This is a genomic window from Roseateles sp. Mitsp63 (assembly GCF_059491535.1).
In genome coordinates, this window is the sequence record NZ_CP168509.1 from 5,564,381 (window position 1) to 5,576,851 (window position 12,471).

A 12,471-nucleotide genomic window follows, 5' to 3' on the forward strand; every position below is an offset into this window, starting at 1 on the left:
GGGGGGTGCTTCGAAGGGCAGCAGCGCTGTGGCACGAGCCCCCTCTCCCCTCCCTCTCCCCGCTGGGGCGAGGGGGTAAGAAGAAGGAGCGAGGCCGCCACCGGGAGCGCTACAGCCAGCCCGCTCGCCTGAACCGCCAGAACAGCACGCCGCAAGTGGCGGCGATGACGCCCAGCGCCGCCGGATATCCCCATCGCCACTTGAGTTCCGGCATGACCTCGAAGTTCATGCCCCAGATCCCCGCGAACGCGGTCGCCGCCGCGAAGATCCCTGCCCATGCGGCCAGCCGCTTGGTGATCTCCGAATCCTCGATCGCCGCCATCGACAGATGGACCTGGATCGCCGTGGTCGCCGAATCCCGCAGCGTGTCGAGCGCCGACTGCATGCGCTCCAGATGGTCGTAGACATCGCGGAAGTACTCCCGCGTGTCCTCGCAGATCGGCGGCACGCGCCCGCGCACCAGCTTGCCGACGGCATCCAGCAGCGGCGATACCGCGTGCTTCACCGTCGTGACGCGCTGCTTGAGCGCATACACCCGGCGGATGTTCTCGCGCGTGACGCCGGGCTCGAAGATCTGTCCCTCGATCGCGTCGAGCTCCGCCTCCAGCGCCTCGATCACCGGGAAATAGCGATCCACGACCGCGTCCATGATCGCGTACATCACGAAGCCGGGCCCGCGCTTGAGCATGTGCGGTTCCTTCTCCGCGCGGGCGCGCACGCCGAGCAGGTTCTGCGCGACGCGGTTGCGGATCGACAGCACGAAGTTGCTGCCGGCGAAGATCGACACCTCACCGGTGCAGAGTTCGTCGGTGGGCGTGAACTGCACGGTCTGCATGACGGCGAACAGCGTGTCGCCGTACTCCTCGACCTTGGGCCGCTGCTGCCCGTGCAGCGCATCCTCGACGGCGAGTTCGTGGAGGTCGAACTCCTCCTTCATCGCGAGGACTTCCTCGGGCGCGGCATCGCGCAGGGCGACCCAGACGAAGCAGTCGGGCAGCTTCAGGTAGTCGCTGATCTCTTCCGGCCTGATGTCGGCGAGCCGGCGGCCGTCGCGGTAGGCGACGCAGTTGATGAGCATGGTCCCTCGTTCTTGTGAGCGGCTTGATCCGGCGAGCGTAGCCCGGACTGGATCAAGAGGGCATCAAGACAAACCGGGAGGGCGATACCCCATCCGCCGCTTCCGATGGACGGGGGAGATCCTCCTCCTGCTCCCGGTCCAGCAGGTTGAGGAAATCCGTATAGACATGGATGCAGTCGCCGGCCAAGCCCGGCGCTTCGCGCAGCAGACCGAGCTCCGTCAGAATCGCGGCCGCGCGGCCGACCGCCCCCGAGTCCAGGCCGGTGAGCGCCATGAGGTCGGCGGAGCGAGCGACCGGCCGCTGGCACAGGGCACGATGAACCTGCAGGAGCGCGTCGTCCACCCGCATCGCCGAGCGGATCCGCGCGCCGTCGATGACCCTCAATGCCGCGAGCGCCTCGGCCGTGCCCACCGCCTGTGACGCCGTGTTCGCCACCGCCGTCGCGAAGAAGCGCAGCCAGGCTTCCCAGTCGCCGTGCTCGCGCACGTCCTGCAGCAGGCGGTAGTACGTTTCCCGGTGACGCTTGAAATGGAGCGACAGGTAAAGCAGCGGCGCCCGCAGGACACGCTCGTGGACCAGGATCAGTGGAATCAGCAGCCGGCCGAGACGGCCGTTGCCATCGAGGTAGGGATGAATGGTCTCGAACTGCAGATGTGCCAGCGCCGCCTTGATCAAGGTCGCGGTCGGCGCCGGTTGATCGTTGAGGAACTTCTCTAGGTCGGACAGGCAGCCAGGCAAGCGGTTCGGTGGCGGGGGCACGAACTGGGCTGCGCGAGGCGACCGTCCGCCAATCCAGTTCTGCGTCCGCCGGATCTCGCCCGGCGCCTTGCCCGCGCCACGGCCATGGCTCATCAACAGCGCATGCATGTCGTTCATCAGACGCGTGCACAGCGGCATGCCGGCCTTCAGCCCCGCGAGCCCGCAATCGAGCGCGGCGACATAGCAGGAGACCTCCCGCACGTCATGCAGCGGCACGCCCGGCGCGCCATCGGCTTCGTACAGCAGGAGGTCGGAGAGCGACGACTGCGTGCCCTCGATGCGCGACGACATCACCGCTTCCTTGCGCACGTAGCCGTAGAGCAGCACCGGGGTCTCCGGCATCCGCGAGACCATGCCGTCCAGCCGGCCGATCGCCAGGTGCGCGGCGCTCAGGCGCTCCTGCAGATCCGCGTCGAAGCTCAGTGCTGGCACCGGTGGCAGCGGCCGGGGCACGAAGGCGCGGCAGACCTCGCCGCCGGCGATGGATGGTTCGTGGTGTCCGGTGAGTCCGCGTTGCATGAAGGCTCCTCGATGAGAAGCCCGCGATGCTCCGCGTTGCGACGGCGAAGGCAATGACCGATATGCGCTAGGCCGCAGCCCGCGGCCAGGCCCTGGTGTCAGGCGGCCCCCGTGCGCGGCAGCGCCCGCGCGCCGGCCGCGACGACATCGGCGATCTCCCCGATCACCTGGCGCAGCCAGCGCTGGGCCGGATCGATCTCGGCACGGACGTGCCAGACCTGGCTGATGTCGATGCCGCGCAGCGCGAAGGGCGGCAAGCGGCAGGCGAGCTGGCCGGCGAAACCGGTCGCGGGCACGAAGCTGTCCGGCAGCACCGTGATCAGGTCGGACTGCTGCACCGCCATCGCGCCGGTGAAGAAGCTGTTGACCGTCATCGCCACCGTGCGCTTGCGCCCCATCTGCGCGAGCGCGTCGTCGACGAAGCCATGCGCGCGGCCGCCGAAGCTCACGCGCAGGTGCTGCGCGGCGCAGTACGCGTCCAGCGTCAGCGCGCCGGGCTCGGCCAGCGGATGGTCCGCGCGCATCACGCAGACATAGCGGCTCGCGTATAGCGCCTCCCGGCGGAAGGCGGCGCTGTCGTCCTCGACCTGCAGCTGCTCCATCAGGTCGGGGAAGAAGCCGATCGCCAGGTCCGCCCAGCCCTGCTCCAGCAGCTCGCGCGGATCGCGCGTGGTCAGCGGCACGACGCGCAGCCCGACGTGGATGCCCTCCTCCAGGAAGCGCCGCGCCAGCTGCGGCACGACCAGCGCGGCGGTCGCGTCCGCCATCGCCAGCGTGAAGCTGACCGTGTTGCCGGCGGCGCGGGGATCGAAGACCTGCGGCTCGAGCGCCAGTTGCAGGCTGGACAGCGCGCGGCGCACCACCGGCCAGAGCGCCTGCGCATGCGGCGTGGGCTCGACGCCGGTGGAGGTGGGGATGAAGAGCTCCTCGTGGGTCGCCTCGCGCAGCCGACGCAGCGCGTTGCTGACGGCGGGCTGCGTGATCGACAGCCGGTGGGCGGCACGGGTGACGTGGCGCTCTTCCATCACCACGTCGAAGACGCGCAGCAGGTTCAGGTCGAGCGTCCGGAAGTTGACGGGGCGGGGGGTGCTCATCGGGCGGATGCTAATTCCGTCACGGGGCATTTCCGCCAGTGATGACCCGATTCGGAAGCGCAATTGGCGTCCCCTACGTAAAAACCGCAATATCTCGACCACGGCGCCAGGACCTTCGTCCGGTGCCTCGAAACAGAAGGGAAACGCCATGATCACCACCACGCTGAATGTCCAAGTGATGGCTGCCGACGCAGCCCGGGCCCGCACCGCGAGCGCGGCCGGCGAGCGTCTGGTGGGCCTGGCGCTGCGCGCCGGCCGGGCCGTCGTCGGCGCCGTGCACACCGTCGCCGAACTCCGCCCCCGCGAAGCCGTCCTGCGCGCCGCCGAGGAACAGTCGGCCGAGCGTCCGGACCTCGCTTTCTCCCTGCGCCGCGTCGCGCGCAACGGCTGGATGATGTACTGACCGGGTTTCTTCGGGACGCCAGACCAGCGTCCGCTCCTGCAAGGAAAGGCCGGGCCGCGAGGTCCGGCCTTTTTCTTTGCGGCGCGGCTTCCGCGCGCGGTCGTCGCGCGACATCCTCGCGCCGCCGCAAAGGGGGTGCGCCAGTCGGGGTCCGTCAAGTCGAGCGCAGGTCGCGCCGCCGCCACCTGTTTTTTGGCCGGGTCACCCGCATTCGGATCGCAACATCGTCGCCTTGTTGTCCGAAGAGCGGGGTGAGCAATGGATGCAGTGATTCAAGCCGGATGGACGATGCCTCGGGCGCCGGGGCGTGTCCCCTTCGGTGGTCGCGAGCCGGCATGGCTTCGCGCGGCGGAACCCGGCGCGCCGTATCTCCCCGACGACCGTAGTCCGGTCGACTGGTCCGAGGCCTCGTTGCGCCTGCAGGCACGGCTGGACGTCCCTTTGTCCGACCGGCCGCTCGCCAGCCACGACCGGTCTCTCGTCGAGCGCTATGTGCCCAATGCGTCCTCGCTGCTTCCCAAGGCACTGGCCGATCAGCTGTTCCAGGCCAGCCGGTGGTACGAGACGCTGCCGCGAGGCGCCTTCGCGCGAGCCGTCGAGGAGGTGTTCGTGCTCGACCTGGCCTGGTCGTCGTCGAGGCTGGAAGGCAACCCGCTGTCTCGAAAGCAGAGCCAGGCGATCTTCAGCCTGGGCAGGCTGATCGAGGATCCGCGCTCGGCCCACGATGACGAGGTGCGGATGCTCATCAACCACAAGAACGCCGTCGAGTATCTGGTCCATGCGGCCCCCAATCAGCGCTTCAGCGTGGAGTTCGTCTTCGCGGTCCACGACCTGCTGATGGACGGTCTCCTGTCCGATCGCCTCGACCAAGGCCGGATCCGGTCGCACGAGGTCGAGGTCGTTGGCGCGGCGTTCGAGCCGGAGCAGCGGCCCGACGCGCTCCGCGATCTGCTCGATCTGGTGCTCGCCAAGGCCGCCGCGATCCGCAACCCGGTCGAGGCCGCCTTCTTCCTGTGGGTCCACCTTGCGTATCTGCAGGCGTTCGCCGATGGCAACAAGCGCACGAGCCGCGTGGTGGCCAACCTGCCGCTGCTACTGCGCAACTGTGCGCCGCTCTCGTTCGAAGGCATCGATGAGTTCGACTACGGGCGAGCCATGCTCGGCGTGTACGAGCGCCAGGATTTCTCGATGGCCGCCGATCTGTTCGTGCACACGTACCGGAGGTCGATGCGCAAGTACGTCGCCCTGCTCGCGACACGGCCGCGCATCGACGTCCGCGTCGCCCGCTTCCGGGATGAGCTGCTGCGCGTGATCCGCGCGGTGGTCGTGGAGCGGCGATCCGCCGCGGCCGCCATCGCGTTCGAGTGCCTGGAGCCGTCGGATGCGGGAGAGTTCGGCGAGCTGCTGGCGGAACGGCTCAGGACCTTGGCGCCTCGCCACGCGTTGCGATTCGACATCGATGAGCCCTTGATCGACAGCTGGATCGCGGCGGGCCGGCCGCATTGACGGACAACGGCGAAGCACCCATGACTGAACGAGGTAAGCGATGAGCCTTCTCTTCGATATGCCGGTAGCGGCGGCGATGGAACTCGCCGAACCAGAAGCGGCCTATGACCCGTCACTGCCAGGCGCGCCGGCGTGGTCCGAGCGATCGCGGCAGATGTTCGACTTCATGGAGATCCCGGTCGACTTTCGTACCCGGACGCCCTATCGCCGCGAGTTTCTTGACGCCTACCAGCCCAACGTCGACTCGCTGCTGCCGCCATCACTGGCCAGTTCGCTCCATTCGGAAGCGCGATGGGACAAGGGGCGGTGCCAGTTCCACGGAGCGCTCAGCCTGATGACGGACTTCGTGGCGGACTTCTGCTGGTCCTCGTCGAAGCTGGAAGGCTGCGCGCTGTCGCGCGCGGAGTCGAACGCGCTGCTGAGCCTCAGCCCCGACCTCCAGAACGGCGCGGCGGCGCGGAGCGAGCACGCGCGGATGGTGCTCAATCATCATCACGCCTTGGAGATCCTGGCGTCTCGACCGGACGATCGCTTGGACCTGCAATTGATCCTGGATGTGCACGAGGCGCTGATGGACGGCCTGCTGCCCGCGGCGCAACGCGGGAGGGTCCGCGGCGTTGGCATCTACATCAAGGGTACGGCCTACAGGCCGTCCAAGGACTTCCCCCTGCTGCGGGAGATGCTCGAGCAGATCGCCGCCAAGGCGTCGGCGATCCGCAATCCCGTCGAAGCCTCGTTCTTCCTCTGGCTGCATCTGGCTTACCTGCAGGCCTTCCGGGACGGCAACAAGCGGACCGGACGTCTATGCGCCAACAAGCCGCTGTTGCGGGGCAACTGCGCGCCGCTCAGCTTCAGCGGCATCGACCCGCATGACCATGTCGTCGCGCTGCTTGGCGTCTACGAGCGCAACGACGTGTCCGTCGCCGTCGATCTGTTCGAGTGGATGTACCGGCGGTCGATGAAGAAGTATCCGTGGCTGTTGTCGGAAGGCGGTGGCTTCATGCAAACGGCGCGTTAACACCCACCACGCACAATGCGCGCATGTTTTCCGTCTCCCTCCTCGACGCCGCCAGCTTCGCCGGGCGGCATGCGCTGACGATCTACGGCGTCCTGCTGTTCGTGGTCGTCCTCACCGCCTGGATCGGCTCGCGCGCGCTGCTGCCCGACCGCGGCGGCGCGCCCGCCAGGCCCGAACCGCTCTCCCCCGCCGCGCTGCTGCTGCGCTTCGCGGCCGGCTTCGCCTTCCTGGTCGGCGGCGCGATGCTGTTCGCCGAGATCGCCGAGGCGCTCCACACCGAGCACACGCTCGGCCAGCTCGACGAGGCCTTCATCGTCGCGATGATCGACCAGGTGCCCGATGCCGCGCTGCATGCCTTCTTCCTGCTGACGACGGTCGGCAACCGCGACACGCTGATCGGCATCGGCGTGGTGGTGGCGCTGTTGCTGCTGGCGCTGCGCCGGCCAGGGCTGTCGCTCGGCTGGTCGCTGGCGATGCTGGGCAACGCCGCGCTCAATCCGCTGCTGAAGCAGGTCTTCGAGCGCGCCCGCCCGGTGCATCCGACGCATTGGCTCACCGAGGACGGCTTCAGCTTCCCGAGCGGCCACAGCTCCGGCACCATCATCACGATGGGCATGCTGGCCTACCTGGCGGTGCGGCTGCTGCCCAGACGCTGGCACGTGCCGGCCTGGATCCTGGCCGCGGGGCTGGCGTTCTCGGTGGGCGCGAGCCGGGTGTTCCTGCGCGTGCATTTCCCGAGTGACGTGCTGGCCGGCTTCGCGTCGGGCGCGGCCTGGCTCACCGTGTCCATCGTCAGCATCGAGTTCGCACGCTGGGCCCGCCGGCGCCGCGCCGCCGTTCAGAACAGCGGCGTCGAACTCACGCGCTGAAAAAGCCCCGCCGTCTCGTCGACGTCCCAGCGTTCGGCCAACGCGGCGCGGCCGGGGCCCGCCCGGATCACGTTGACCGAGTTCGGAATCCCGCCGCGCACGCGCGTGCTCAGCGCGGTGCCGGCCTGGATCGCCCAGACGGGCCGCGGCAGGTCCGTCCGGCGCTCATGCAGCGGGAGCACATAGGGCAGATGGATGTGGCCGCCGATCACGGCATCGACGCCGGCCTCCGACCAGCGCCTCACGGCCTCGGCGTGGCCGCGCAGCAGGTTGACCATGTCGGAGGTCCGCGTCACCGCCACGGGCTGGTGCACGGCGATCATGCGCACCTGGCCGGGCCGCGCCCGCGCGAGCCGCTGCGCCGTGCGCTCGATCTGCGGCGCCGAGACCTCGCCATGCTTGTGGCGATAGCGGCGCGTCGTGTTGAGCGCGATCAGCAGCAGGTCGTCGGCCTCGAACTCGCCGTCCTGGGCGGGGCCGAAGACGCGCTCATAGCGCTGGTAGGGATGCAGGAAGCGCGTGTGCAGCGCATAGAGCGGGATGTCGTGATTGCCGGGGATGATCAGCCGCGCGGGGACCTCCAGCTTGTCGAGGAAGGCCTTGGCGCGCGAGAACTCGATGGCGCGGGCGCGCTGGGTGATGTCGCCGGTGATCAGCACCAGGTCCGGCCGCAGCTCGCCGCACAGGCGCTCCAGCGCGGCCATCGCCATCGGGCGTTCGGTGCCGAAGTGCGGATCGGAGACCTGCAGCACCACCGTCATCGACCGGCCTCCGATTCCGCCGCCGCGAGGCTGGCCTGGGCCTGACGCCGCTCTTGCGCGAGGCCATCGGGGCGGATCAGCATCAGCGGATGCGGCGCGACCTCGAAGCGTAGCGGGAGCGTCATCCAGAGCACCTCGCCATCGGTGGCGACCTTGACGCGCCGCGTGCCGAAGCGATGCGGGCGGACGGTGAGCCGCTGGAAGGCGAAGTTGACGATCTGGTCGGCGTCGCGGAGCCGGCCGAGCGCGCCGCGCAGGAGCAGCTTCAGCAGGCCCCATCGGCCGACCGGCTTGAGCATCACGCCGGCGAGGGAGCCGCCGTCGATGGCGCGCGACTCGGGCAGCCCGACCTGTTCCATCTGCAGCGCGTTGTTGCCGACGAACACCGTCGGCGTGCGCACTTTGCGTGGCTGGCCATGGAGTTCGATCGTGAGACTGAGGCTGCGATGACCGCGCAGGATGGTGGCGAGCACGGCGCCCGCGGCGACCAGGCGGCTGCGGCCGAACTGCTGCTTCCAGGCCTCGCGGTCCTCCAGCGACTGGGGGTAGAGGCCGAGGCTCGCGTTGACGATGAAGACCCGCTCGTTGAGCAGGCCGACCTGCACCGGCGAGGCGGTTTCGGTGAGCAGCACGCGCAGCGCGCCGTCGAGGTCGGCGGGAATGCCATGGGTGCGGGCGAAGTAGTTGAAGGTGCCGCGCGGCAGCACGCCGAAGGCGCAGCCGCTGCCGAGCACGGCCTGCGCGACGCAGTTGATCGTGCCGTCCCCGCCCGCGGCGACGACGACGCCATCCGCATCGCGGGCGCGGCGCACGGCGTCGCTCGCGATGGTGGGGAGCTGGTCGGGGGATTCGACGGGCAGGAGTTCGCAGACGCGTCCGGCGGCCCGGCAGGCGGCCTCGACGGCGGGGCCGACCTCATCCCGGTCCCCATGGCCCGAGGCGCGGTTGAACACGACGAAGAGCGGCGGAGAGCGGGAGGAGAGGGACTCGGTCATGGGCGGAGATGGACGGTGGATGCGGCACGACGGCGAGGTGGATGCCGGACGATAACCGGCTCGGCAAGCGGTGGTCCCGCGGTTCGCCTTCTCTTCCCTCTCTCTTCGGAGTCACCGCGTCATCCGCTGAGCGGTATATCCATCGCCCGTCGGGATCGACAGCAGCGAACCGCCCCGGGAAGATGCGCCCATGGATTCCACTTCCTTCTCGGCGCTCGCGCCTTGGCTCGGCATCGCCCTCGTGTTCATCCTGGCCGGTGGCGTCAAGGGCATCACCGGCATGGGCCTGCCGACTGTCGCCATGAGCCTGCTCGGCCTCTGGATGGCACCCGCGCAGGCCGCGGCGCTGCTGGTGATGCCGTCGCTGGTCACGAACGCCGCGCAATGCCTCGGTCCCGCATGGCGGCGGCTCATGGCCACGCTCTGGCCGGTCTGGATCGGCATGGTGGCGACGACCGTCTGGGGCCCCGATCTCAGCACGCTCGCGCCCATCGACGCACGGCTCGCGCTGGGCGCGATCCTCGTCGTGTACGGGCTCTGGGGCCTGTGGAAGCCCGCCGTTCCGCAGGTCTCGCACAGTGCCTGGTGGATCGGCCTTGCCGCCGGACTCGCGACCGGCTTCGTCACTGCGTCGACGGCGGTCTTCGTGCTGCCGCTGGTGCCTTACCTGCAGGCGCTGCGCCTGGACAAGGACACGATGATCCAGGCGCTCGGCCTGTCCTTCACCGTCGCGACGCTCGCGCTGGCGGCGCGGCTGCACGCCTTTGAAGGCGGCACGCTGCTGTCGATTCCGCCGTTCGTGGCGCTGGCGGGGGCGATCGTCGGACTCGCGTTCGGTGCCGCCGTGCGGGCGCGCATCAGCGCGGCGACCTTCCAGCGCACGCTGTTCCTCGTGTTCATCGCGCTCGGTGCGGCCAACCTGTGGCGCGGGCTGTGATCGAAGCGCACGCCAGAGTCGCCCTGCAGGGTCGACTCAGCTCAATCGGAACGCCGACGCGAGTTCATTCATCCGCTCCGCCTGATCGTTGAGCGAGGCCGCCGACGCGGCGGCTTCCTCGACCAGCGCGGCGTTCTGCAGGACCATGCGCTCGACGTCCGTGAAGGTGCCGCGCAGCTGCTGAAGGCTGGTGGCCTCGTCCGCGATCTCGTGGGCGATGCGGCCGATCTCGGCGCTGACGGCGCCGATGCCGCGCTCGATGCCGGCGATCGCGTCACCGGCGGTCTGCACTTCGGACTGGCCGCGCTCCACGCGCGCGACCGATTCGCCGATGAGCACCTTCACCTCGCCGGCCGCGTCGGCGCTGCGCTTGGCGAGGTTGCGCACCTCGGCGGCGACGACCGCGAAGCCGCGTCCCTGCTCGCCCGCGCGGGCCGCCTCGACGGCCGCATTGAGCGCCAGGATGTTGGTCTGGAACGCGATCGCGTCGATCACCGAGACGATCTCCGACATCCGCTTGGAACTCGCGCCGATCGAGCTCATCGTGTCCACGAAGCCCTGGACGAGGCGGCCGCCGGCGGCCGCGCTCGCGCTCGCCTCGTCCGCCAGCGAGCGGGCGCGCTCCGAGGCTTGCGCCGTGGCATCGAGCGTCTCGGACAGGCCCTGCACGTTGCTCGAGGCTTCCTGGACGCGCGCGGCGGCCTGCTCGCTGCGGATGCTCAGGTCCTGATTGCCGGAGGCGATCTCGTCGGCGGCGCCGTGGATCTCGCCCGAGGCCACCTGCATCTGCGTGACCAGGCCGCGCAGGCGGTCGCGCATCGAGCGGATCGCATCGAGCATCCGGCCCAGGTCATCCCTCGTGTGCCACGACGAGTCGGCTGTGAGATCGCCCTGCGCGATGCGCTCGGTGAGCTGCTCGGCCTCATGGATCGGACGCCACACACCCAGCAGCGTGCGCCACAGCAGCAGGCCCAGCGCGGCGAGGCCGCCGATCACGACGATCGAGGTGAGCAGCAGGCGGTGCGACATGCTGGTCTCGCTCTCGTCGAGGCGCTGGGCGAGCGTGTCCATCATCCGGGCCGACAGCTCGGACTGCAGCACGGTGCCTTTCTTCAGCGTCGCGACCAGTTGATCGAGCGGGTAGTTCACGTCCTTGGCCGAGGCGTCGAGCGCCTCCAGCACGACCTGGCGCTGCTGCGCGACGCGTTGGAGCGCTCCGGTGTAGTCGCTGGCGCGTTCCGCGTCCGCGGCGGCCGCGTGCCGCAAGGCGGCGGTGAGCTGGCGCAGATCCGCGCGGTAGCGGCCCGATGCATTGCCCACGGCGGCGACGTCGTCGACCGCGGCGGCGGACGCGATCGCGCCGAGCTCGGCGAGCGTGTCGGTGAGCCGGGGCGCGACCTGAAGGCCCGCGACGATGTTGAAGTAGGTCGCGCCTTCGCGCTGCATCACGAGGTCGGAATGCGCGTTCAGCTGCGAGACGGCGTCGAAGAGGTGGTCGAGCAGCACGCGGTACTGCGGCGATTGCACCTGCAGCATCTGGTTCACGCCCTTGCCGTGGAGCGCCTTGAACTCCTCGTGGATCTGCTTCGCGTCGTCGACGAGCGGCTCGCTGTGGCGCACGCGCGCGAGTTCGATGAGCACGGCATCGAAGTCCTTGTCGAGTTTTGCGGCGGCGGCGTCGCGCGCGGCGGCCTGCTCGGGATGGGAGGACGCGGTGGCGGAGGCCATGCGGTGATCGGAGAGATCGGCGATCACGCGCTGCCATGCCTGGTTGGCGGGCAGCGCGGCGCGCTGGGCCTGCACGTTGCGCAAGGCGCTCAGCAGATTGAAGCCGAGCTGCGCGGTGGGGAGCAGACAGACCGCGCCGCACAAGAGGGCGACGAGGGCGAGACGGTGCTTGAGGGACATCGGGCGGGACCTGGGAGGCCGGTACTTCTGAAGACGCCGCGAGTCTTGCAACCGAGTGTTACGACTCCGGGAAGGCCCGGAGGGGCGCCGCAGAGGCGGCGAGGAAGCGTGGGTTTTTAACGGTTTGAGCGGGGACGGCGACGTCACCAGCGCCTCCCCGCGAGGGCATCGGGCGCTGTAATGGCCTCAGCACCTGAGCCTTATTAGCCCGCCATGCCGAAAGAGGTGATCCCTTATAGGCGCTAGAGTCGCCCTGTACTAATGAGATACCCTACGAATTCTGCGTGCAGGCCTTCTCCGATTTTATTTCCATCTTGGTCCACCACGAAGAGTCGGCCCTTTTCAGCCAAAGCCGTACCCCCATCCAAGGCGGTTAGCATTGAAATAGCGAAGCCTTGCAGGCATTCGGAAACCATTCGACGAATATTCTCTTGACTGACCGACCCTTCGGCCACTGCCAGTTGCAGTGCCCGATAGGTTTGAGCGTCATCGACCCATTCAATATTGGCATTGGGGTCCGAGGCTGCGTCCACACTAGACTTTGTCCAATAGTCCAGCATTGAAGCGAGGTCCCTGAAGAGATCATCTTTATCTGCCATCAGCACTCTCTTGGAAGTCGGCCT

At 68.9% G+C, this 12,471-nt stretch carries 12 protein-coding genes; 5 read left to right on the forward strand and 7 right to left on the reverse strand.

Annotation, left to right across the window (positions count from 1 at the left end; genetic code table 11):
• Positions 1–109: 109 nt before the first annotated feature.
• The 3 genes from corA to ACEN96_RS24190 all read right to left on the reverse strand — a co-directional run bounded on the left by corA (position 110) and on the right by ACEN96_RS24190 (position 3,451).
• On the reverse strand, positions 110–1,078 hold the full coding sequence (corA, locus tag ACEN96_RS24180) for a magnesium/cobalt transporter CorA (protein ID WP_495585567.1): 969 nt from the start codon (positions 1,076–1,078) through the stop codon (positions 110–112).
• Between the two features lie 52 nt (positions 1,079–1,130).
• The gene (locus tag ACEN96_RS24185) at positions 1,131–2,357 is read right to left on the reverse strand and encodes a Fic family protein (protein WP_495585568.1); all 1,227 of its coding nucleotides are present in this window, start codon (positions 2,355–2,357) and stop codon (positions 1,131–1,133) included.
• A gap of 98 nt (positions 2,358–2,455) precedes the next feature.
• Positions 2,456–3,451: a LysR family transcriptional regulator gene (locus tag ACEN96_RS24190; protein WP_495585569.1), complete on the reverse strand. Its 996-nt coding sequence runs from the start codon at positions 3,449–3,451 to the stop codon at positions 2,456–2,458.
• A gap of 148 nt (positions 3,452–3,599) precedes the next feature.
• Here ACEN96_RS24190 and ACEN96_RS24195 point away from each other — a divergent pair, with 148 nt between their 5' ends.
• The 4 genes from ACEN96_RS24195 to ACEN96_RS24210 all read left to right on the forward strand — a co-directional run bounded on the left by ACEN96_RS24195 (position 3,600) and on the right by ACEN96_RS24210 (position 7,247).
• The gene (locus ACEN96_RS24195; RefSeq protein ID WP_495585570.1) at positions 3,600–3,854 is read left to right on the forward strand and encodes a hypothetical protein; all 255 of its coding nucleotides are present in this window, start codon (positions 3,600–3,602) and stop codon (positions 3,852–3,854) included.
• 288 nt (positions 3,855–4,142) lie between these two features.
• The gene (locus ACEN96_RS24200; protein WP_495585571.1) at positions 4,143–5,360 is read left to right on the forward strand and encodes a Fic family protein; all 1,218 of its coding nucleotides are present in this window, start codon (positions 4,143–4,145) and stop codon (positions 5,358–5,360) included.
• 40 nt (positions 5,361–5,400) lie between these two features.
• Entirely contained in the window at positions 5,401–6,378 is a 978-nt protein-coding gene (locus ACEN96_RS24205) for a Fic family protein (RefSeq protein WP_495585572.1), read from the forward strand.
• Between the two features lie 23 nt (positions 6,379–6,401).
• A complete protein-coding gene (locus tag ACEN96_RS24210; protein WP_495585573.1) occupies positions 6,402–7,247 on the forward strand; it encodes a phosphatase PAP2 family protein in 846 nt (281 codons plus the stop codon).
• Here ACEN96_RS24210 and ACEN96_RS24215 read toward each other — a convergent pair.
• Both ACEN96_RS24215 and ACEN96_RS24220 read right to left on the reverse strand, forming a co-directional pair.
• Complete coding sequence (locus tag ACEN96_RS24215; protein ID WP_495585574.1) at positions 7,217–8,008, reverse strand: metallophosphoesterase family protein; 792 nt, start codon at positions 8,006–8,008, stop codon at positions 7,217–7,219. The genes ACEN96_RS24210 and ACEN96_RS24215 overlap by 31 nt on opposite strands.
• Positions 8,005–9,003 (reverse strand): diacylglycerol/lipid kinase family protein, encoded by a 999-nt coding sequence (locus tag ACEN96_RS24220; RefSeq protein WP_495585575.1) that lies wholly within the window; start codon positions 9,001–9,003, stop codon positions 8,005–8,007. The genes ACEN96_RS24215 and ACEN96_RS24220 overlap by 4 nt, the downstream gene beginning before the upstream one ends.
• Before the next feature lie 190 nt (positions 9,004–9,193).
• Between ACEN96_RS24220 and ACEN96_RS24225 the strand changes: the two genes are divergently transcribed.
• On the forward strand, positions 9,194–9,940 hold the full coding sequence (locus tag ACEN96_RS24225) for a sulfite exporter TauE/SafE family protein (RefSeq protein WP_495585576.1): 747 nt from the start codon (positions 9,194–9,196) through the stop codon (positions 9,938–9,940).
• 36 nt (positions 9,941–9,976) lie between these two features.
• On the opposite strand, the gene ACEN96_RS24230 is transcribed toward ACEN96_RS24225, so the two are convergent.
• Together ACEN96_RS24230 and ACEN96_RS24235 are read right to left on the reverse strand one after the other, a co-directional pair.
• The gene (locus ACEN96_RS24230) at positions 9,977–11,848 is read right to left on the reverse strand and encodes a methyl-accepting chemotaxis protein (protein WP_495585577.1); all 1,872 of its coding nucleotides are present in this window, start codon (positions 11,846–11,848) and stop codon (positions 9,977–9,979) included.
• A 242-nt stretch (positions 11,849–12,090) separates the two neighbouring features.
• Complete coding sequence (locus ACEN96_RS24235; RefSeq protein ID WP_495585578.1) at positions 12,091–12,447, reverse strand: hypothetical protein; 357 nt, start codon at positions 12,445–12,447, stop codon at positions 12,091–12,093.
• Positions 12,448–12,471: the final 24 nt, after the last annotated feature.